General features: G+C 57.8%; 22 protein-coding genes. 9 read left to right on the top strand and 13 right to left on the bottom strand.

Going from position 1 to position 21,710, the window contains the following annotated elements; translation table 11 throughout:
- The first annotated feature begins 189 nt into the window (after positions 1–189).
- A complete protein-coding gene (locus KHO33_RS31730; RefSeq protein WP_328822126.1) occupies positions 190–504 on the top strand; it encodes a MarR family transcriptional regulator in 315 nt (104 codons plus the stop codon).
- Between the two features lie 94 nt (positions 505–598).
- The gene (locus KHO33_RS31725; protein WP_200566664.1) at positions 599–1,537 is read left to right on the top strand and encodes an alpha/beta fold hydrolase; all 939 of its coding nucleotides are present in this window, start codon (positions 599–601) and stop codon (positions 1,535–1,537) included.
- 502 nt (positions 1,538–2,039) lie between these two features.
- Here KHO33_RS31725 and KHO33_RS31720 read toward each other — a convergent pair.
- Positions 2,040–2,654, bottom strand: coding sequence for an HAD family hydrolase (locus tag KHO33_RS31720; protein WP_200566665.1), 615 nt, complete (start codon positions 2,652–2,654; stop codon positions 2,040–2,042).
- A 213-nt stretch (positions 2,655–2,867) separates the two neighbouring features.
- On the bottom strand, positions 2,868–3,224 hold the full coding sequence (locus KHO33_RS31715; protein ID WP_200566666.1) for a hypothetical protein: 357 nt from the start codon (positions 3,222–3,224) through the stop codon (positions 2,868–2,870).
- Between the two features lie 193 nt (positions 3,225–3,417).
- Here KHO33_RS31715 and KHO33_RS31710 point away from each other — a divergent pair, with 193 nt between their 5' ends.
- From KHO33_RS31710 to KHO33_RS31695, 4 genes are all read left to right on the top strand, one after another.
- A complete protein-coding gene (locus tag KHO33_RS31710; RefSeq protein ID WP_200566667.1) occupies positions 3,418–3,885 on the top strand; it encodes an NUDIX hydrolase in 468 nt (155 codons plus the stop codon).
- A gap of 23 nt (positions 3,886–3,908) precedes the next feature.
- Complete coding sequence (locus tag KHO33_RS31705) at positions 3,909–4,586, top strand: MgtC/SapB family protein (protein WP_200566668.1); 678 nt, start codon at positions 3,909–3,911, stop codon at positions 4,584–4,586.
- Entirely contained in the window at positions 4,583–4,870 is a 288-nt protein-coding gene (locus KHO33_RS31700; protein ID WP_236074728.1) for a hypothetical protein, read from the top strand. Before KHO33_RS31705 ends, KHO33_RS31700 begins: the two co-directional genes overlap by 4 nt.
- Positions 4,871–5,294: 424 nt before the next feature.
- Positions 5,295–6,860, top strand: coding sequence for a methyl-accepting chemotaxis protein (locus KHO33_RS31695; RefSeq protein WP_200566670.1), 1,566 nt, complete (start codon positions 5,295–5,297; stop codon positions 6,858–6,860).
- A gap of 211 nt (positions 6,861–7,071) precedes the next feature.
- Here KHO33_RS31695 and KHO33_RS31690 read toward each other — a convergent pair whose 3' ends face one another.
- The 3 genes from KHO33_RS31690 to KHO33_RS31680 form a co-directional block, all read right to left on the bottom strand.
- Positions 7,072–7,872: an HAD-IIB family hydrolase gene (locus tag KHO33_RS31690; RefSeq protein WP_200566671.1), complete on the bottom strand. Its 801-nt coding sequence runs from the start codon at positions 7,870–7,872 to the stop codon at positions 7,072–7,074.
- A gap of 840 nt (positions 7,873–8,712) precedes the next feature.
- Entirely contained in the window at positions 8,713–9,297 is a 585-nt protein-coding gene (locus tag KHO33_RS31685; protein WP_054039919.1) for a plasmid partitioning protein RepB C-terminal domain-containing protein, read from the bottom strand.
- 322 nt (positions 9,298–9,619) lie between these two features.
- Positions 9,620–11,206 (bottom strand): recombinase family protein, encoded by a 1,587-nt coding sequence (locus tag KHO33_RS31680; RefSeq protein ID WP_267915459.1) that lies wholly within the window; start codon positions 11,204–11,206, stop codon positions 9,620–9,622.
- Positions 11,207–11,661: 455 nt separating this feature from the next.
- Here KHO33_RS31680 and KHO33_RS31675 point away from each other — a divergent pair, with 455 nt between their 5' ends.
- The gene (locus tag KHO33_RS31675) at positions 11,662–12,015 is read left to right on the top strand and encodes a hypothetical protein (RefSeq protein ID WP_200566673.1); all 354 of its coding nucleotides are present in this window, start codon (positions 11,662–11,664) and stop codon (positions 12,013–12,015) included.
- A gap of 199 nt (positions 12,016–12,214) precedes the next feature.
- Here KHO33_RS31675 and KHO33_RS31670 read toward each other — a convergent pair whose 3' ends face one another.
- Positions 12,215–13,264, bottom strand: coding sequence for a winged helix-turn-helix domain-containing protein (locus KHO33_RS31670; RefSeq protein WP_200566674.1), 1,050 nt, complete (start codon positions 13,262–13,264; stop codon positions 12,215–12,217).
- A 991-nt stretch (positions 13,265–14,255) separates the two neighbouring features.
- Here KHO33_RS31670 and KHO33_RS31665 point away from each other — a divergent pair.
- Positions 14,256–14,537: a hypothetical protein gene (locus KHO33_RS31665; RefSeq protein WP_200566675.1), complete on the top strand. Its 282-nt coding sequence runs from the start codon at positions 14,256–14,258 to the stop codon at positions 14,535–14,537.
- Positions 14,537–14,980 (top strand): DUF2471 domain-containing protein, encoded by a 444-nt coding sequence (locus KHO33_RS31660; RefSeq protein ID WP_234480711.1) that lies wholly within the window; start codon positions 14,537–14,539, stop codon positions 14,978–14,980. Before KHO33_RS31665 ends, KHO33_RS31660 begins: the two co-directional genes overlap by 1 nt.
- A gap of 85 nt (positions 14,981–15,065) precedes the next feature.
- Here the strand turns inward: KHO33_RS31660 and KHO33_RS31655 are convergent, their stop codons facing one another.
- From KHO33_RS31655 to KHO33_RS31625, 7 genes are all read right to left on the bottom strand, one after another.
- Positions 15,066–16,196, bottom strand: a complete 1,131-nt coding sequence (locus KHO33_RS31655) for a porin (RefSeq protein ID WP_200566676.1) — start codon at positions 16,194–16,196, stop codon at positions 15,066–15,068.
- Between the two features lie 340 nt (positions 16,197–16,536).
- Positions 16,537–17,298 (bottom strand): IclR family transcriptional regulator, encoded by a 762-nt coding sequence (locus KHO33_RS31650; RefSeq protein WP_054035462.1) that lies wholly within the window; start codon positions 17,296–17,298, stop codon positions 16,537–16,539.
- A 122-nt stretch (positions 17,299–17,420) separates the two neighbouring features.
- Positions 17,421–18,173 carry an amino acid ABC transporter ATP-binding protein gene (locus KHO33_RS31645; protein ID WP_093636471.1) on the bottom strand — a complete coding sequence of 251 codons (753 nt, stop codon included), beginning with the start codon at positions 18,171–18,173 and terminating at the stop codon, positions 17,421–17,423.
- On the bottom strand, positions 18,170–18,820 hold the full coding sequence (locus KHO33_RS31640) for an amino acid ABC transporter permease (protein WP_200566677.1): 651 nt from the start codon (positions 18,818–18,820) through the stop codon (positions 18,170–18,172). Before KHO33_RS31640 ends, KHO33_RS31645 begins: the two co-directional genes overlap by 4 nt.
- 21 nt (positions 18,821–18,841) lie before the next feature.
- A complete protein-coding gene (locus KHO33_RS31635) occupies positions 18,842–19,558 on the bottom strand; it encodes an amino acid ABC transporter permease (RefSeq protein ID WP_200566678.1) in 717 nt (238 codons plus the stop codon).
- A gap of 40 nt (positions 19,559–19,598) precedes the next feature.
- Complete coding sequence (locus KHO33_RS31630; RefSeq protein WP_054035460.1) at positions 19,599–20,432, bottom strand: ABC transporter substrate-binding protein; 834 nt, start codon at positions 20,430–20,432, stop codon at positions 19,599–19,601.
- 313 nt (positions 20,433–20,745) lie between these two features.
- On the bottom strand, positions 20,746–21,651 hold the full coding sequence (locus KHO33_RS31625) for a LysR family transcriptional regulator (protein ID WP_154559499.1): 906 nt from the start codon (positions 21,649–21,651) through the stop codon (positions 20,746–20,748).
- Between the last annotated feature and the right edge of the window lie 59 nt (positions 21,652–21,710).

Here is a 21,710-nt window from a genome sequence, read left to right as displayed (position 1 = left end):
TGGGAGCCAGCGATTCCGTGACCTTGAATCGCAACGCTGCGTAACCCGATCGCAGAATAATCGCCGTTCGCTAGGCTGCACTCAGCGCGCATAAAGATTAGGGTGCGTTCGCGGTCTGCGTCCAATATGTTCGCCAGATGGGCGGCTAGGAATGTTTCGTCCTCGAAAATAAGCTAGCATTCGCAGTGTCTGGTCATGCCGGCGCTGTGGGGGCACGATGGCATAACGTTGAGGACGGTCGCCGAGCGAGTGTTCCTGGACTCCGCCACGCTTACCCTACTTCTGAAACGTCTGGAAGCGGCTGGGCGCGTCAATCGTTCACACGAATCCACTGACGAACGTCAGGTGCTGATTACCCGGGGCGAAGATGGGAGAGCGCTCAAAGCAGCGGTCGCAATCATTTCGACGACTGCCCTGAGAGCCACCGGCATCAACCGTCAGTCATTTGAACAATTGCGGGTTGATCTGATTCAATTACGCCGTAGCCTTGACATCGCCATCTGATGTCGCGCACTGACGAGCAATGTCGTCTGCTGCCAGGGAATGAAGGACGCAGACTTAACATTCCGCTCCAACGTTACCTGATAACGGAGTCTCCATGAATACAAAGAGTCCGCCTACCGATTCCCGCCCACGCAGGACTGATCCGAGCGGATCGTCCTCATCGACGATCACTTATCACCGAGCGGAAGTTGACGGTGTTGGCGTCTTCTATCGAGAGGCGGGCCCCAAAGACGCACCAACCATCGTGCTTCTTCACGGGTTTCCATCGTCGTCACGGATGTTTGATAGCCTCATTCCGCTGCTCGCGATACACTATCACCTTATCGCACCGGACTATCCTGGCTTCGGCCACAGCGACGCACCACCGACTTCGCAGTTCGCCTACACGTTCGATCACCTCGCCGAAACGATCACTGGCCTGCTCGAGCAGCTTCACATCGACCGCTACAGCTTTTACCTGCAGGACTACGGCGGTCCGATCGGATTCCGAATCATGCTGGCACATCCCGAGCGTCTTGAAGCGCTAGTGATCCAGAACGCCAATAGCCACGAGGAAAGTCTCGGGAAAAAGTGGACGGCCATCAAGGAGTACTGGGCTGATCCTGCCGCGCATCCAGAAGTGTTCACCGCGTTCACATCGTTCGAAAGTACAAAATATCGTCACAACGGGGAAAGTCCGAACCCCGAACGCTACAGCCCGGACACCTGGACGGACGAGTACGCGTTTCTCAATCGTCCGGGTCAGTCTGAAATCCAGGCCGCGCTGCTTTATGACTACCGTACGAACGTGGCGGCCTATGGAGCTTGGCAAGAATGGATGAGAACGCAACAGCCTCCCGCGCTCATCCTGTGGGGACGCTACGACAGATCCTTCATTGCGGCCGGAGCTGCTGCCTACGAGCGTGATTTGCCAAATGCGCAGGTCCATCTGCTCGACGCAGGCCACTTTGCACTTGATGAAAAAGTGGATGACATAGCGGCACTGATGAACGAGTTTCTCGACGCGTTCTATCTGCGACAAGCGGATGAATGACCATCGACTCCGGGCATTGATCGGGCACGCCAGCACCGGCGATTGGTTGCTGACTGACTAACCGCGGGGAGTCGGCGCGGATGCCGGCGGCATGCTTGAGGTGCGCGCCGAGCGTCTAATGCAGCACCAGTGAGAACTCAGTTCAGGGGTAGCAGGCGGTTGGACTGGTCCCACCAACGTGAGGGCTTGGCCACAGAAAGGTCTGCACCCGCAAACAAGTCCACAAATTATCTGGCACAAGCCCGAGAAGACAGCTTGCAGCTCATCAGCAGACGTTCACCGGCCCAACCCGAAGGGCCCTTCTTGGCCGGTCTCGGTCCGACGCGGACCGAGATAGATCGCCGATTGAAGCAGGGATGCGAAAGGCAGACACCGACCCATTTCAGCCGCTCGCCCCACTGACATAGTCGTCCGATCTCCGTTCAACATGAGACGCTCACCGATCAAGCGCGCCCTCATTCGGATCGGCGCTCTGGACACTTTCTGCCACGATTGCCCCCCGCTACAGCAACTTGCGACGCTCCAGCTCCTCTGATAATGACCCTGCGCCGGTGAACACGTGCCCGTGAAGACCTGCGTTGATTGCACCCTCCACATTTACCTCAAGGTCGTCAATAAACAGAGTCTCGGCTGCGCTAACACCGAGGGCATCAAGGCAGCGAAGATATGTATGGGCTGCCGGCTTGGCCGCACCGAATGAGGCCGAGGCGTATACGTGAGGGCCAAAGAGTTCCGCCACCGCAGGATTGAGATACTGGATGTTTTCGGTCACCAGTCGACAATTGTTGGTTAGAACGGCTACGCGGTATCGCGCGGACAGTTTTCTAACAAGCGCGAGCACTTCGAAATTGGGCGACATCGATGCGCGGCGTGAAACCAGCCAATCATCGCGCGTGACGTGACAACCCAGGATTTCGCCCATCGCCGTCAGGTACTCTTCGTCGCTTATCAAGCCGGCGTCTGCACCAGCTTCCAACCCGGATTCCCAAATGGCCTCGCGGACAGTTTCATATGTTCGGCCTGATACCACTGAGAGGTGATGGACCCGTGCCGAGCGGTCGTAGTGAGACAGGACGTCGTCCATATCAAACAGGACAAGCGATATCAATGCTGTCATTCGGTAAGTTCGTACGCTAAACGCAAAAATTAAAGTGCCGTTTGGCAATGCGCCTTCGGATGGCTGGGGCTCGTATTGTGCGTTGGTGAATCACAAGTTCGACAGATACAGTTGATCACTCCCGGATCTGAACAGCCGTTGCGAAAGGTCGAAACGGGGAGCCTTGTGCCCCACCATCGGACGATGTTTGTTCCGACCGCTCTTGTTGCGCGTTCACTCACATTCGTCGTTTGACCTGTTGTCCGGCGGGCTATCCGGCCCCTTACCCCGAGATTTCCTCACTCGACGCAGCGTGGCTCCGATCTGACCGGCGATGTCTCGGATCGACGAGCGCATGTACCAGGGCCACCACGCCAGGTGATAGAACCACACGAACGCTGCGCGATACCCCCGGAGCCACTCCCGGCGGATACCGGCTGAAGGAAAGCTCTCAAGGGGGCGGTGTCCGAGCGCCATCACGCCGATCGTCATCCAGACAACCGCCACCACGAAAGTGGGAAGGGACAGCAAGCAGGCTGCAATAAACAACGCGAGCGGCAGGCAGAGGATAATTGGCGAGCGATTTTTCATGTCGTTTTCGCGCCAGCATAATCATTACGATTTTTCAGCTTATAGCATTTCGCGTGGTGCAACCGACCAGGTTTTCTGTCATTTTTGCACCGCTAAGTGCGGATGTTCCAGGTGGGCTATTCTGCACGTTGAAAACCGAAGCTGATTCACCCCAACTCTATACACGCAAGCGTCACCTCGTAGACTGAAGAGCATGAAAGATCGATCCACAATCGTATGCGTACGCGAGGGCAAGGTGCTTCTGGTCGCCCGCGCGCGCTCACGATGGTCGCTTCCCGGCGGCACGATAAAACGGTCCGAGTCGCCGCTGGACGCCGCCCTGCGCGAACTGGAAGAAGAGACTTCGCTCGCTGGAATGGAACTTACGTACCTGTTCCAGTTTGGCGGTCTTAGCAAACACCACCACGTTTTCCGCGCCGATATTCGTCAGGACGCGTCCGCCGAAGCGCGTAACGAAATTTCGCGTTGCCGGTGGTTCAACCCGGGCAAAATCTCAACGCTCGTCACGAGCATACCGACCCGGGAAATCGTCCAACTTTTCTGCACGCACGAAAATCGTGCCGAGGTGCCGCCGGCGGTTATAGAAAAACCGGATGAGCTCGTTCACCGGACGGCCCAACCTCATTTCAACGTTGCCGGCACGGCTTCGCAGCAGGCTTAACGTGTCACTATCGAAGGAAAATTGTGATAGGTAATATCGAGCTGTTGTCGCGCCTCGTCCTGGCAGCGCTACTCGGAAGCGTCATCGGCTTTGAGCGCGAAAGATTGAATTGGGCGGCCGGTTTGCGCACGCACATGCTTGTATGCGTCGGGTCGTCGTTGATCATGCTGGTATCAGCCTTCGGATTTGCGGATGTGCTGGGCGAAAAGAACGTCGTCCTCGATCCTTCCCGGGTTGCCGCGCAGGTAGTGTCAGGCATCGGTTTCCTGGGCGCGGGGTCGATCCTGTTGCGCGGGGAAATAGTGCGTGGGCTGACAACTGCCGCGAGTCTCTGGTCGGTGGCGGGAATCGGTCTGGCAGTCGGCGGAGGGATGTACACGGCTGCAATCGGCGCGACGATCATTATTCTGATTATTCTCGTCGGTGTGAAGCCGCTGGAACGTCGCTTTATTTCGGTCAAACAACAGCGCAACATAACCCTGCTGGTCGAACGCGGCAGTGTATCGCTTGACAGTGTTCACAACGCCCTGGGAACGGGAAGTGTCCGGGTGAAGCAGTTCATCGTCCAGCAGTCGGAAGACGACCCTGAACTCGACGAAGTGCAGATTGGGCTATCGCGCGCGACGGCCAGCGAGTTCGTGACGATCAGTGCGCGCCTCGCCGCAATGTCCGGTGTCCGTGAGTGCCGGAATGGCAGATGAGAGTGGAACAGGCCATGACGCGTACTTATGAATATCACGGGTACACCCTTGTGGTGGCCGTCGAATCCGACCTTAGCTCTCAGCTTGGCGGCGCTGCTGCATGCGTAGGGTACGTGGCGATCGTCAGGATCTTTCAGGCGGACAATGCGGTCGCCATGTTTTCGCCGCTGCGCTTCGGGGAGGCCGGCGGTCTTCCGTTTGTGACGGAAGCAGATGCCTTGATGGGTGGTTATAGCGCAGCACGGCGAATTGTCGATGATCTTTTCAGTCACGAGAGCCGATAGGCCTCGGCGACTAACCGACAGGCGGTCTTGAACGCGCACGGATCAAGCGCCGCCAAGTGAACCGGATACGCTCGACGGCGAATTGGTTCTTCCTGCCTTCTACGTCGTCTAAGGGAATTGGGGCGACTGAGTTCGAAAGCGCGGGCGGAAACTCGTGCGCACGTGGCTGAAGGGAGATGCAACTCATAACCCGGAGGTGCTTTCTTCGGCCGTCAGGAAAACCTGACAAAAGAATCATCCATTCACAAACCTTTGCCCGTGGTTTTCAGGGACTCCCGTATCTCAAGCTTATTCGGAAACATGCCGTAAAACATGGTAAGCGGTATGCAGACGGAATCCGCTTTGAGTCTGATCGATTCGATGAGATCAACGGCGACTCATCCGAAAAAATCCTCAATTCTCATGGCCAGGATACGGACAAATCATGACAGGCAGTTTCCTTCGCTTCAAAAATCTTCGCATCGGTGTGCGCCTCGCAATCGCATTCGCCCTCGCGGCCCTACTCACAGTGGTGCTCGGTGCGACGGCATTTGTCAAGCTCACGAAAATCACAAATGAATGGACCGATTTTGAATCGGTCACCCTCACCAGGCTAAAGGTTTTGCAGCACGCCAAAGGTACTTTCGGCGACGCCGTTCACAATTACAAGGACTATGTGCTTCGTGGAGGCGACTACAAGGCGAAGTTCATGGCAAACCTGGACGATATCGACACTGCTGTCAAAACGGTCGAAACAGGAGAGCAACTCAGTCCAGATGAGCAGGCAGCGAGCGCGGCACTTTTCGACTCGACAAGAGCGTATCGGGCGTCGATGGAACGGCTGTCTTCCCTTGTTGAATCAGGGGCAGCGATTGATGTTCGGGACAGAAGCGTTGCTGGTGCAGACAAACCGATCGGGAAGGCGTTGGACGCACTGATCCAGATCGTTATGCAGCGTACGACCGAACAGGGCGCGGCGATTACCACGTTGGCACATGTCGCAGAAGTCGCTGTTGTGGTCGTCACAATTGCAGCGATGATTGCCGCGACATTGCTTGCCTACTTCATGACGCAAAGCATCACCCGACCGATCGGGGCTGCCGTGACAATCGCCAGGGCAGTAGCGAACGGTGACCTCACGAGCGAGATCATCGTCGACCGGACCGACGAAACGGGGCAATTGCTGGGTGCCTTGCACAGCATGAATGAGCGCGTCTCCGATGTTGTCCGTCACGTTCACCAGAGCGCCGAGTCAGTCGCGACGGCATCGGCGCAGATCTCAGCCGGCAACGACGACCTGTCGCGACGAACAGAGCAGCAGGCCGCGTCCCTGGAAGAAACGGCGGCAAGCATGGAGCAACTGACGGCGACCGTTAAACACACTGCCGAGAACGCAATGCAGGCGAGCGCGTTGGCGAATGCCGCCTCCGAAGCGACGGGCGGTAGTAGCGCAGAGGTAAGCCGTGTTGCCGGAACGATGAATCAACTGGCGACCGGCGCCCAGCAAATGAGCAGCATCATTGGTGTCATCGAGGGAATAGCGTTTCAGACCAACATACTGGCGCTGAACGCGGCTGTTGAGGCAGCACGCGCGGGAGAACAGGGGCGTGGCTTCGCAGTGGTCGCGTCAGAGGTCCGCATGCTGGCGCAACGCAGCGCGGCGGCAGCGAAAGAAATCAAGGACCTCATTCTGACTTCCAATGAACGGGTCACGAGCGGCGCATCGCTCGCTCAGGGAGCGGGCAATTCCATGCGCGAGGTAAGCACGACCGTGGCGCGGGTTACGGCCCTGATGGGCGAAATATCAGGCGCGTCCCGCGAACAAAGCACTGGTATCGAGCAGGTCAATCAGGCCGTCTCGCTTATGGATGAGGTCACTCAGCAGAACGCAGCCCTCGTTGAACAGGCGTCTGCGGCGGCAGCGTCACTGGTTCGGCAGACGGTCGAGTTAAAAAAACGGATTTCTTTTTTCAAGGTGAGGCCGCTAGCCGTATCGCTGGGAGGTACTTGATCGGACCATCCGGGAACGAATGCATGCGCGAATCCTTGTCGAGGGTATCCGCAACATGGCCGCCCGACGGTATTTTTCCGGCCGGATCTGAGAGGCTGCTTCGAGACGGCCCCAACATCAACACCCGCAGCCTGATTCGACCGCGAAAGCGGTCGTTCGAGCATTGGGTGACGGTCTCTTCGTTGGGCGAACGCAGTCCCATGCCTTACGCTTAAGTCGTCTCGCGATCCTCACCCTGCCGTGATTTAAGAATTGCGTCCGCGAATTCGACGAAGCCGGCGCCACCAGGACCATTCGTGATCCATTTAGGCGGAATGGGCAATTGCGGCAAATAATCAATTACGGTGCTTACGCCAACCGTGTGCTTGAAGAAGCCGAACATCGGTGCGTCGTTAGTTGAGTCACCGGAATAAGCGACCAGTTCAGTCGCTGACTCTGCGTCGATCCCATAATTTTCGACGAGTACCCGCAGTGACATCGATAGCTTGTCGTAGCCGCCAATCCAACCTAGTACCCAAAGGTTGTTGATCGTTGCGTCTGCTCCCGCGCCGATGAGTGCATCAACGATTCGATGATCCGCATCCGTTCCGGTACGTCTGTATGCGAGACTAGTCAGCCGAAAGGCTTGATCGTCTGCCTGCTGCGCCTGCGGCACAGCTTTCTCGACGATTTTTGCAATCGAGTGGAGCCGATTGCGTATGTCTTCAAGGCTGTCCGACGGATGCCAGTGATGCCGCTCGACGGCGTGTCCGAGTAGACTTCGCCGGAAAAAGAGGCCGCCATTTTCTGCAATAACGCCATCGATCGGCCACATGCGTGCCATCTGATCACACCACCCGGCAGGCGCAGCGGTAACTGGTAGGACGCAGATGCCGCTGGCCTGTAACCGCTCAAGCGCCATGTAGGTGTCAGCCGGCAATCGACCTTGATAAGTCAACGTTTCATCCATGTCGGTGAGTACGAACCGGACCGTGGAAAACTGATGCGCTGGCGCCAGAGACAAATTCTGCATACTGTCGGCTATTGAATGAACGGCCTCAATTATGAGGAAGGACGGGGGAGCCGTTATGCCGATTTTGTGATTGCTTATCGCAACTCAGGCTTAGGACGGAATCGGCGACTCAGCGATCCGTCCAGTGACCGCTATCGCTTCATCACCTGACGTTGTGAGTTATCGATGCTAGGCGCTTCTGGCCGAACTCGGCCTTGCTAACTCCCGTGGCACGCTTCATCGGCGGCGTTTTATATTCGCCCGCATTGTGCGAGATACACTCCTCTGCGTATGGCGCTTCGTCCTATGAGTTGATCAAACATTCTGCGAGGGCACAATGACATCAGACTTTGAGCCAACGGTCATACCAGGTGGAGAGTCGGCCGGGCTGTTCGACACCGCTTGCAGCTACGTGCGAGATGCGACACGCGCGCGCTGCGCAGTCGTGATCGTCATCGACGGCGAATCGGGATCAGGATATTCCGTGGTGGGCCCACTTGAGGCACAGGTTCTTTTGCCAGACATCTTGCATAAGATCGCAGATAGCTTGCACGGGCAGCTCTCGAAAAAGCTGCAGTAACTCGCCTGTCGCTGTGCCACACGGATCAAGCGCCAGTTGCGTATCACGAATGGCTGGCGAGGTCAAAGCAGCGGCCGCTCAGTTGAAGGCCGCGACGGTCGCTTGATGGCCGACTGCGGTGGTTCGAAAATCTTCGCCCGATTAACTTGAGCTGTCCCTTTCAGCTGAAGTGGAAACGAACCGCCTTCAGATATGTGAAGCCCCCCACTTTGCAAGGACCTCTGTCGGGTAGTTCACACCGCAGCGAACAATTTGTCCAAAGCCTGGACGTCGAATTCCGTTCAGCGCCGCTTGCGATACGCTGCCTGAGTGGCTGGTGCATACGGCAACTTCATCCTCCGCTTCGGTGCGGTCGCCGTCTCCGAAGCTGATACAAGGCGACTAAGTGTCGCGGCGGCGCCGGGAGCGCATGACTGAAGCCACGCTGTGACGACGCCATCACGCATCCAGCCCCTGACGAAGCTCGCGCTCAAGGCGAGACAATAAAGGTCATCGTGATAGCCCGGCGTCATGGACCGCACCGTCTCCTGCATGCGCGTAAGACCCTTCTCCATCCCGCAAAGCAGCCTTGCGCGATGGCGGTCAGACTGCCGGCCACGCGGATCGTCGGCGCGCTGTGATGCAGGAGTGGCTGCGAGTAGCGCGCGTGCAAGATCGCCCGAACAGTTGTTCGCCCCAACCATCACCAACGCTGCGGCCAGTTGACGCACTGTGACCATGCGCCTTAGCGCAGCCACAGTGCGGTCCGGCAGTCGGTATCCAGCAAGCAGCGCGAGTGCCTCCGGACAGATGCCGGCCGGATCCGCCAGCCCTGCGGAGGTTTCCACGGCCCGGGCGACGAATCTGGCAGGACGGGCGGTGGTCATGAATTCCTTCCGTTCAGGCGATCTCGAAGCAGTCGTGGCATCGTAACGAACCCCTGACGTCTTAGCAGCGCCACAAACGCGGGATCAGACAATAGCTCCTGCAGTACGCTTTCCAGAACGGCCATTTCCGCCCGGACGGAGTCCATCCGTCTAAGAAGAGTCTGCTGTCGCGCGCGTTCGAGCATGAAGACCTTTCGCGCCCTGGCTTCGGGCGTTGATTTTCGGTTCGCAGGGCACCGGTCGTCGCGCAACGAGGCCGGACCCTCGTCGTCCGCCGGGACAGCCAGATTCTGACCGACTGGAATCGCGCGTGCCATGGCATCTACCTCGCGACCGAACTGGGGACCGCCGGCAGCACGTCGAGCGAAACAGTGTCCGCTAGCGCAAGCAGTGCTTTCAGATCGAGACGTCGGTACGGTTCAAAATGGGACTCGCCATGACGGAACACCACGGTGTATTCGCCTGCACGGAAACTGCCGCGCGGCAGGATATGGAAATCAAGCAGTTCTATGCCCGTGCGTTCGATACGACCATAAATCAGAAAGTCGATCGCGAAGCAGTCCGGCCAACGTGCGGTCCAGTACGGCAGACGCCCCTGGATCATCCACGGACGGCGCACGACGAGTTGAATCCGTAGCGCGCCATCTACACACAGCGTGGTGGTGTGCTTTTCATACCGGACGTCGTGTCCGAGTTCGCGCAGCATTGCAGTAATACTGTCCGCGACGTGTCGTTCCATACGGCGTTCGACACATCGGTTTTCGGAGCGCTCGGGATCGAGGTTCGGCGCATAGCCGATGGCTTTATACGCTTCGTTGAGACTGCCAAACTCGCGCGCCACCTGCTCCGCCGAGGGCGCGCTGCGGTAGTGTCTCAGTAACTTCTGATTGATTTTGCCCGTGCGGCTTATGACCTTGCGCATGCCATCAATGATTTCTTCGCGCGTCGGTCCGCGCCGGCTATGTGCGAGCCTTGCCTGAACCGCTACAAAGAGCCGCCTGTCAACCACAGCGGCGAACGCCCACGGTACCCTTATCCACTCGTCATAGGGGACCTGTCGCCAGGGACTAGCGAGTTTGGATGTCGTGCGACTGTACACGTTGGTACCGATGTATTTCTCATTGCGCAGGATCTGCATGACGTGCTGCCCCTGCCAGGGGCGCCCGCCCCCGTTGACGATCCCAAAGTCGTTCAGGCGTCGCGCTATGCCAGTCGCCGTGACCCGTTGCGTCGCATACCACTCGAACATCTTACGAACGATAGCCGCCTCGCCCGAGGTATCCGGAACAACGATGACACGGTCGGTCTGCACGTTCTTGTATTCGTGGCACCCAAGTGGTTGCCGGATCTCCCTGCGGGCGTTGACGAGCACGCGGCGCAGACCGTAACCCACAGGCCCCGCAGTGTGAAATCCGCGCTGAGCGTTCAGGCAGTGGCCCAGAAATATCTTGCGCGACATTTCCCGACTGAATTCACCGGCCATCGCCCGCTTCATCGCTTTCAACACCGACGAGAGTGGACTGCCGTCGTTCTCAAAGGGCTCAGCGACATAAATAATGTTCACGCCAGCGCGGCGGCATGTGTACTCGTAGAAGGCGCTCTCATCGACATCCTGGAAACGTCCCCAGCGGCTGACGTCGTACACCAGAACGCTGGAAAACCGGCGGGCGGGATTTTCCACATCGAGCAACAGCTGGATCAGCGCTGGCCGGTCACGCAATGTGAGACCGCTGATCCCCGCGTCTTCGTAGTCCCGCACGATCCGTATGTTGTGTGTAGCTGCATACCGGGCAATCGCCTCGCGCTGAAAGAGCGGAGAGTATTCCTGGTGATCGGTGGACATGCGAATGTACTGCGCGGCCCGTGGCGGCGCAGCTGGGTGAGTAGAAGGCTTCCGGGCGGGGGACATGGAGGCTCGACTGGCGGTAAGCTTCAGTGCTAGTGTTTTTCGCCACGAAGTCAAGATCGATAATGACGCCTGCCGCGAGAGGCGATCGACGTTATTGCCCTGCGCCCGCTCCAGTCCGGCATCGGAAACATTCGCGGCAACGCTATGCGTGGAATTACCTGGGGCCGGCAATTCGCAGGGCTACGAACGCTTAAAGCCCGGTCGCAGCTCCAATCCTGCACGGAGGTTTCATTGAACGAAGCCAAGGCAAACAAATGCACCGGGGTTCGCCTTCATGCGGCGACTGTTATCGAGGACGAGCGTCGACGTACGATCATCGTCTGTGCCAACATGCTGGACGTCGCCCAGACAAACGGCGCTTACGGGCGACTATGTGAGGTCCGTGCCCCTTCGCCAGGTCTTCACGCTGCAGCTAAAGCAGCACGACACAATGCTGGCAGGATGCGGAACAACTGATGATCGAATCTACCGGATTGGACGAAGAGGCACGCGCCGAACTGCTCTGTTATCTTGCAATGGCGCAGCTTGTGGCCAGGGCGCGCAGCGGTGATTGGCTACGCACAGATCACCTCGTCGAGTCGACCCGCATCTGGCTTGCCGGAAACGGCGCGACGGCCAACTGGTCAGAGCGGGTGCAACTTGGCACTCTCTCAGAAAAGATCGCGATCGACCTGACAGGTCTGCCGGGTTTCGGCGACACGGAATGCCTGGCAAGACTGTTCACCGATGGCTGGAGGCTGGACTATCGATCGCCTTTTGTGCGTGGAATCTACTCAGCTTGCGTGGCCGAGCTGAGCGGGGATATATGACCTCGCAGTCACACTGTCTTCGGCCATGTAGTTATCGATGTTGACGGGGTGTCGCGCTCGTCGAATGAGAATTGCGGACGTTGCATCGGGCCGAAATCGACTCACTACTGCTGCCCCTCGTAGATCGACGAGCCGGAGTTCCCGCTCAAGCAGACGGCTAGCACGATGGGCGATTGTGGTCAGTGTCCGGATGAATTGATCAGCTGCGGCGCCGTGTAAGCAGGTCCGCCACGCCGGCGCGGGCGGCAATCTCCCAGATATATCCGCGAGAATAATCGACGCCTACCCGCTGATGAAGCACGGTACGCAAACGTGCGTTGGTCCAGTAATCAGACTCTACGCCGTGCGCTCGAGGCGACTGTCTGAGCGTCGCAGCAACCCATGCCAGCGTTTCGTCATTCATCGCGGAAGGCTTCTTGTCCGTGCGCTGTTTCGGCGATCGCATCCGGTGATCCATTCCAAGCTTTTCGACGACGGTTCTTACGTGTCCAGCGGAGTGGTAAACGCCGAACTTTTCCTTGATCAGCTTCTGAACATCCCCGTTTCGCCAGAGTTCGGTTTCGTAGCCGTGAGCCATGGGGCTACCCTCCAATGTCACCCGTAACCACTCAAGAGCTTCGGGGCCAAGCGTAGCCTTGCGCCCGGATGACTTGAGCTGTTCAACGGCCTCAACGCCATCAGCGACTACCATTGATCTGTATTTTGTAACGGTGCGCACGCTGATGTTGAGTGCTTTCGAGACGTGCTCGACGCCGTCCCCGTCCAGCAACATTTTCGCGGCAATCTTTCGGCGGGCGGCATAGGCGTCGCTCTGCGATTTCTCAGCAGTAGCCGGTGACGCTTTTTCTGACGTTGAATAGGTGAGGCGGTATGCAAGGCCATAGCCCCGAACAAGGTAGCCAACGTGCGAAGCTGAAAACCGGATGCCGAAACGCCGAAAGATCAATTCGCGCAGTTGGCTTATCGTCCAGGTCGGTCCTGGATAGCCGTGAAGTTCAGGTGAGTGCTTGATCGCGCTAACGAGCCAGCTTTGCGAAGCATCATCCAGTCGGGAGGGACCACCGTGGATGCGAAGGCGAACAAGGGCGTCGGCTCCGCCCCGTTCAACCAGATCCTTGTACTTGCTCACGGTCGGAAGACTTAGTCGAGCCTTCCTGGACACTTCGCTAATACCGTCGCCGTTCAACAGAAGCTTGGCGGCAAGAGCCCTACGTTCTGCGAGAGGAATATCGTCTATCGGTTCACCCATCGTCCTGCGCGCAAATGAATTGGTTGTTGTGTCGTATTGTGGTCTCCGTATTTATACACGATCCAATACAAGTTTCGCGACGGGCGACTTGAAATCCCGACAGCCAGATATACAGTCGAAAGCATTATGAAATATTATGGAAAGCACGGCGTCGGGCCAACTGCGCCGCAAACTCACCTTATCGCTGGATTTTCTGAATGGCTGTTTGTGGAATGCTTTTCGGTCGTTCGACATCTTTAGGCGGGTGTCTGTTCGTGGCCGACTGCTGCCCCATGCTGCCGCCCTGCTCGCCCCGCTCTAGACGCTTGAAGTAAGTGCCAGCAAATCGGCGATATTCAACGTACTGCAGCCATGAAACCTCGCGTCGGCTAGAAGGTCGCAGATTAAACGCAACGTGATGCTGCGTTGATGATTCTAGGCGTGCGGATATCATGCTGGCTCCGGAACTTCGAGAACCAACCGCCCAATCGGGGGTTGGATGGGATCGCCGGCGGATCGTCAAGAAAGCTCAAAGTTAAATGAACCAAACTTCGGATAGTTCAAACTTAAGTGACCCGAGGGTTCAAAGTTACCTGAGCAGCAAGCTCGGGGAGCCTTATCGTAGCGGCATGCCCAGCTCAAAGTTAAATGAATCTCGACAGTCGCTTTGACAGTTGTCGATGTCGGGATCCGCTCAAGCCTGAACCTTGCACCGCAGCGATAGCCGGACAACCCGGAAGGATCACCTTTAAATACAGCAGGTTATCCGTGCACGTTCAGCACCATCAAGTTGCGCATTGCGCGCTCGCGGGCGGCCATTGCACGGCCAGGTACGCGGAAATATATGTGTAATCCCTGGACCAGGGAAATCCCTTGCTCCGCCGGAAATCGAAAATATTTCGCTTCCGCACGAACGCGTCTTTCCGCCAAACCCAACATCCTGCGAATTGACTTGCATCCAGATCAAATACTGTATAAATTCACAGTACTGTTTTTATATACAGGATCGGTCATGAACCAGCTCATCCGCATCTTGAACGACGGTGATCGCGAAACGCTTGCCTGGTTGCGCAAGCATGTCGGAGACGTGCGCGTGGCTGCCGCCGCGCGACACCTGGGAGGCAACGGCAAACCCTACCTGTCCGCGGTGTGCCGCTATCTCGGCGTACGTCCGCCAACGCCTCATCAACCTAACCGGCCTGTTGAAGACTGCACGGTCGGCGACAACTATCTTGCTCAGATCCGCCAATTGTTGGCACAGCGAAACCAGGCGTTGTTGAAGCATCAACCTTGATGCTGCAAGTTGCCGCGAGTCCTCAGGAAAACAACAGTATGAATAACGACTCTGCTCTTGATATGGATGTCCACGACATCAATCCTGTCGCCCTCGAACGCGCACTCCGCAGCGCGTCGCTCGACCTCCAGCAGATCATTGCCACGGTCGCAAGTCGTCACCTCGACAGTGGCCGTCGCCGTTACTCAAGCAGCGCACAATTGCCGACCTGGCGCACGCTGCTGACAATCGACGAACAGGTCTTTGAGAATCGGGGCTTCCTGGCGAGGCACAACGAGGCAGTACGCTCGACGTTTGTCCGGTTTGAAGACAGTCGTTTGTCCGGAATGGATCTCGACGAACCCGTCGACTGGCGGCGTGACGACGACAATCTGCCAGCCGTGTACCTGCTCGTGCGCGCACTGGTGCAGGCCGACGCGACCAATGCGGCCACTCAGGACTAATGCGCCGATTCAACTTTGTCGAGAGCTCTGTCGAGTAAACAAAAAAAGCCCGCATCACGCGGGCTTTCTTTAGTGCATCTATCGATTAGAACTTGTGGCGAATGCCAACAGTTACAGTAGCCTGCTTGTTGGAACCCGAGTCGCCGGTTGCCGAACCGATAACAGCAACAGCGGCCGTGCCCGACGAGTCTTGCGTTCCCGATGCGGTCGTGTAGCCAGCAAATGCGTAGACATCCGTACGCTTGCTAAGCGAGTAGTCCGCGGCAACAGCGAACTGGTTGTACTTTGCCGACGAATTGCCGCTCGACTTCATGTACACGTAGCCAATCTCGGTCTGCAGCGGCGCCGATACCTGCCACACTGCGTACACCGAACCCGTGTTGTACTTTTCCGTCTGCGTGAATGTCGAGCTGGCGTCTGCAGTGTATTCGGCATGGCTGAAGTAGCCGCCCAGGGTCACCGAGCCGAACACGTAGTTGCCGCCGATACGGGCATTGTTGATCGACGCCGCAGTGGAGTACGCCGCGTTGACCGATGTGTTGAACAGCGAATCCCACGTCGTCGTACCGCGGTTCGTGCCGTTGCCGTTGCTCAGGTGATAGTAACCTGCGGCCAGGTTGACCGGACCGTTGCTGTATGCGGCTGCGGCGGCGTAGCTCTGACCCGAGCCCGTTGCACCAGCCACCCCACCCAGCGAGTACATGGTTTCGAACTGGAAGCCGGACCAGGTCGGCGACGTGTACTTGAGCGAGTTATTGACCCGCGCGCTGTTGTCGGCGTTGTCGATGTCGCCCGGCGAGATGAATACGCCACCGAGGAAGCCATCGCCCTGCACCGGCTGAACCAGGTCAACCAGCGGATCGTATTGACGCCCGGCCGTGAGCGTACCCCACTTGTCACTGCTCAGACCAACGAACGCTTGACGACCGAACAGGCGGCTACCCTGGCCAAGCTTGCCGTTCGTCGAATTAAAACCGTTCTCCACCTGGAAGATTGTTTTCAGGCCACCACCGAGGTCTTCTGAGCCTTTCAGGCCCCAGCGGCTACCCGACTCGTTGCCCGACGACATGCTGATCGACTTGCTGCCGCCGTCGTTCGAAACGTAGGTCAGGCCGGTATCAATGATGCCGTACAGCGTGACGCTGTTTTGTGCGTGAGCTACGCCGGTTGCGCCAAGCATTGCCAGCGAAAGAGTTGCCAGTGTGGTCTTCTTCATCTGCGTCCTTAAGTTTGTGTTGATGAACCTGCGGAGCGCAGAATAACTGGCGGTAAAACGTGATTAAAAATAGTGTTGGGTAAACACGACCAAAAATTAGGAATGGGAACTTTCTGCATCTTTCCCTTTCCGCATTTTTCTCGCAGGCAAAAAAAAGCTATGCAACTTCGCATAGCTAAGGTCTGGACCTGCGTGGATTACAACAAAAGAAAAGTCATCCAGACGGCCGCAAATTTAATGTTCGAGTTCCAGGAAGTAAATAGCCGAAACGGGTAACTTCATTTCCAAAACTTCCCGCCCGTCCCTCGCCCCTTCCGACCGCGAGCAAACCACTCGGCATTTACAAGCGGGTATAAGGTTGCGACAACGCCTTCGCGGATCTGATGAGGTCTTCCAGCATCATCGCCCGCTTCTCCGGATCCGTATCGCGGCTTGTCATGAAGCAGAGCGCTGCAACAGGGAGACCGGTGCGATCGCGTATGGGCGCCGCCATGCAGAGTCGAAAAGTATGGGACAGCCCCTCGGTGCAACAGTAGCCCAGGTCAGCGGCACGTTGAACATCGCAAAGAAAGTCCTGAAATTCAACGCGTCGGCCGTTGTCGAGGATAAAGTCTTCGTCTGGGATCAAGCTGCGAATTTCCTCCGCCCGCATATGGGCGAGCAGCAGGCGGCCCGATGCGGTCCACGGAATCGGCACCTTCACGCCGATGTCGGAACTGATATTGAATGGTCGCGAGCTGTTCTCCGACAGAACCACGGTGTACTTGTTGCCTTCGAGCATGCACAACTGCGCGGTTTCGTCGTGCGTTCGGACGAGCGCGAGGATCGCCTGGTGGGCGCGACTGATCAGGTCGTTATGGACGGCATAGTCAGAGCCGTAGTAGTGCATCTCGCGGCCGAAAAACACGCTCCCGTCGACACTCGTCTCGAGCCATCCGGCTTCAGTCAGCATCGTGACTAATTCGTAGATACTCGAGCGCGGCGCGCCGGTCGCTTCGATCAATTCGCGCATCGTCATCGGCCGCCGCGCGATATGCAACTGCTTGAGAATGCCGATGACGCGGTCCACCCCCCTGGCCCTCGATGATTCCGATACAGACATTCCTTCAACTCCGTCGGCGATAGTGATCGCAGTTTATCTTTTGTGTGACGCGAGTTTAGCGCTTAAAGGGCGACGCCTTGCCATCAAGCGGCACAAAGACGCCTGACGCCCTTCACGGGTGCTCAATGGTCGAGCACACGATGCAGGAACTGTCGCGTACGTTCGTTCTGCGGGTTCACGAAAATCTGCTCCGGGGCGCCCTGTTCCGCGATGACACCTTTGTCCATGAACACAACGCGGTCGGCGGTCTTGCGCGCGAAGCCCATCTCGTGTGTGACAACGACCATCGTCATCCCGTCGCGCGCCAGTCCGCGCATGACCTCGGTCACTTCGCCGACGAGTTCCGGATCGAGAGCGGACGTGGCTTCGTCGAAGAACATGATGCCCGGCTCGACGGCCAACGCTCTGGCGATCGCGACACGCTGCTGTTGGCCACCGGAGAGCTGACTCGGGTAGTGCTCGGCTCGATCGGCAAGTCCCACGCGGTCGAGCGCATCCATGGCACGTTTGCGTGCGTCTGCGGCGCTCATCTTGCGTGCCTTGATCAGGGCAAGCGTCACATTACCCAGCGCACTCTTATGCGGAAACAGATTGAATTGCTGGAACACCATGCCGACATGCCCCCGGATTTCCTTCGCCCGGCGCGCATCGTGCAGCGGCACTTCGTTGACCCAGACTTCGCCCGCATCGGCCGTCTCCAGACCGCTCATGATGCGTAGCACCGTGCTCTTTCCGGAACCCGACGCCCCGATCAGCACGAGCACTTCGCCCGGCCGCACATCAAGGTTGATCTCCTTCAGGACCTGCGTAGCGCCGAACGACTTGCTGACGCCAGTGAGATTGATGATGGGCTTCGACGTAGTGACGCTGGTCATGACAGCAGGCTCCTTCTTCGGTCATGGTGCCGCACCCACTGCGACAGTGGAAAGCACACGATGAAATAAAGCACGGCAACGAGTCCATAGATTTCCACCGGTTTGCCCACCCGGTCGACGATAGCCTGACCACCATGCATCAACTCCGACATACCGATCATGCTGACGATCGACGTGTCCTTGATAAGCGACAAATACTGGCCGACGAGCGGCGGAATCACGATCTTTCCGGTCTGCGGCAAGATCACGGAAAAGAACGCCTGGATCCTGCCAAGCCCGAGGATTTGCGACACCTCCCACTGGCCTTTAGGTACTGCTTCAATGCCTGAGCGGAACACCTCGGAGATATAGGCGCCCTGATAGATGCTCAAGCCCACGACACCCGCTGCGAACACATCGATCGCGTAGCCGAAGTACGACACGCCGAAGTAAATGAACATCAGCGTGATCAGCACCGGCGTACCGCGAAACAGCTCGGTATAGAGCCTGGCGATGCGCGGTGTGCCCCATGGCCCGAATGAGCGCAATACCGCCGCTAGCAGTCCGATCAGCGTTCCACCAACAATCGACGCCGCGGACAGAAGCAGTGTTGCCAGCAGTCCTTGAAACAGGATCGCCAGGCTGGTCATTAACAATTCTTGCGACATGGCGGGTCTCCGGTTGAAGGTTCAGGTGCGATCGGCCTGTCGTGCGACAAGGAACCACCGGCGCGTGCGTTTCTTCATGACAAGCGGCGGATGAAAGACACGCACGCCGATCTGGCTCGCCACCCATGACAGCAGGTTGCTCAGGAACAGGTACGCAATCAGGGTGATCGAGAAAGTCTGGATATAGAGCAGCGTGCGTGCGTTGATCACCGTCGCCGTTCCGCTCAACTCGGGTAGCGCGATCGCCGAAAGAAGCGACGTGCCGAGCAGCAACTGAATCAGGTTGTTGACGATCGCCGGATAGACGGCGCGCGCCGCCTGCGGCAGAACCACCTCGACGAAAATCTGCGAACGTTCCAGACCGAGAATCGATGCCGCTTCAAGCTGACCGCGCGGCACCGACTGGATACCCGCACGAAACACTTCCGCCAGATATGCGCCGACATTCACCCCTAAGGCGATGACGCCCGCCGTATACGCATTGAGGGTGACGCCAAGCGATGGCAATCCGAAGAACACGATGAAGATCTGCAGCAGGACCGGCGTATTGCGGATCGCTTCGATATACACCCGCGCGATCGCCCGTAGCAGCCCGACGCGCGATGCGCTCGCGAGAGCGGTGAGCAGGCCGAGCAGCATCGCGAGGACGAAGGCCAGCAGCGTGATCTGGAGCGTCAGCCAGGATGCGCGAACGAAATCGCTCCAATAACCCGCAAGGGTCACCCATTCATAGCTCATGGTTCCTCCGTCGGTCGAGCAGTGCGGCGCTAGCGCGGTTTCAGTACTGCGGATTCAGCGGAAAGCGCGGCTCGGCGCCAAACCACTTCTTGTATAGCTGCGCGTTCTGCTTCGATGCGTTGATGTTGAACAGGAACAGGTTCAGGTAGTTGAGCCAGACCTGATCTCCGGACTTCACACCGAACGCGTTGTATTCGAGCGGAACCAGTGCTTCATTGGTGACAGTCAGCTCCGGATCGAGGGATGCCTGGTAAGCGAGAAAGTTGTTGTCCTCGATCATCGCGTCGGCCTGACCCTGCTTGACGGCGAGGATTGCAGCCTGCGAGCTGTCGAACTCCTGGATCTTGACCTGCATGTTCAGCGAGCGCACTTCGTCGCCATTCGTCGAGCCCTTGACGGTTGCAATCGTGCGGTTCGACATGTCATTGATGGATTTGATGCCGCTGCTCTTCTTGACCAGCAGCGCCTCACTCGCGACCACGTAGGGATTCGTGAATGCGATTTCCTTCGCTCGCTCGAGGTTGCGGGTGAAATTGCAGAACACCACGTCAACCTTGCTGGTTTGCAGATTCGGAATGCGGTTCGCGCTCGTCGTGTTCACGACTTCGAGCTTGACGCCCATCTGCTTCGCCAGTTCTTTCGCCAGATCGACGTCGTAACCATCGGGTTGGCCGTCCTTGTTGTAGAAGCCGAACGGCGCAAAGGTCAGGCAGTCGCCTACCCGCAGTGTGCCGCGTTGCAGTACCTGCTTCAGCGTCGAATCAACCGTGGCACCCTGTTCCGGCGGGGCGACTTTCGTGCAGCCGGCGAGCACCAACAGACCGGCTAAGGCGAACAAACAAGTGAACTTTGCGCTTTCCCTGACAAATTTCATTTTTCAGTCCCGATCTGTTGTGAGAAGTCCGTGCGTGGACGGAGGTGGCGATTAGCGAGCGCTTCGCGGCATGCACGCCAATGTTCGATCGTCCGATATATCGGACTCGTGTCCGACACAGCAGATGAAACGCAGTGTTTCACGGGAAAAAAATAGTTGCAATGGGGTTTGCCCGGCCACGACCGGGGTCCGGATCAGGAATGCAAAAGTGCTTATCTGGCCGTTTCCCACGCCGTCTTGCGGTTGCAAGCGTGTCTACGCGAGCGGCATCGGAAAAACTGAAGTGGTATGCAAAAAACGGATAAGCGCCGGCTTAGCTGCCGCACGCATGAATCAGGAACTGCTGGAACGCCAACGCCGGCGCATCGAGCGTTGCACCCTTGCGCCACAACATCCCCGCATCCATCTGGGGGATCGCATTGAGAATCGGCCGGGCATCGATCCGCTTGCCTTCCAGCGACCAGGGCCGAAACACCATGTCCGACAGAATCGTCACGCCGAAGCCATGCGCCACCAGTCCGCGCAACGCCTCCATTGAGCTCGTGCGAAATGCGATGTTCGGTTCGACGCCGTTTTCTTTCCAGTAACGCAGCGTCGCTCGTTCGCTTTCGTCGACGGTGATGAGGATGTACGGATACGCCGCAATGTCCGCGAGCGACGGCGAGTTCACCTGTGCCAGCGGATGCGTCGGCGCGGTCCACAACTGACGCCGCGAACGGATCAGCACGTGATGCTGAAACCGTTTGAGATGGTCCACATTCGATAGCAACGCCACACCCAGATCGATGTCGCCATCGAGTACGGCCTGTTCGATCTCAGGACGATCGGCGTCACGCAGATCCAGCTCGACGTGTGGGTAAGTCGCGCGAAACCGCCCCAACAGTTCCGGCAGGAAATAGCCGAGCAAGGTGTACGAGGCAGCAATACGCACCGTGCCCTTAAGGTCGTGCGAGCGAAACGGCGCCTTGTAGATCGCGTCGCGCACCGAATCGAGGATGTGCCGCGCGTGATTGAGAAAGTCCTGCCCATCCGGCGTCAGCGCAACACCCTGTGGAAGGCGTTCGAAAAGCCGGGTTCCCAGCGTCTCCTCCAGCGCAAGTACCGCATTGGTAATCGCGGATTGCGACACGTGTTCGGTCGCTGCCGCCATCGAAAACTGCCCGTTTTGCGCGGCCGCAACGAAGTAACGCATCTGCCGCAACGTGACGTCTTTTGACATGTGTTTTTCGCATAGCAGGGTTCGGTATTTGTGATTTTACGATGGGAATTCGGCTTCCT

Origin of the sequence: Paraburkholderia nemoris (genome assembly GCF_905221015.1) — a bacterium.
In the GTDB taxonomy this organism is placed as follows: Bacteria; Pseudomonadota; Gammaproteobacteria; order Burkholderiales; family Burkholderiaceae; genus Paraburkholderia; species Paraburkholderia nemoris.
The sequence above is the reverse complement of the archived record's forward strand: the minus strand, read 5'-3'. Positions and strand labels throughout refer to the sequence as shown.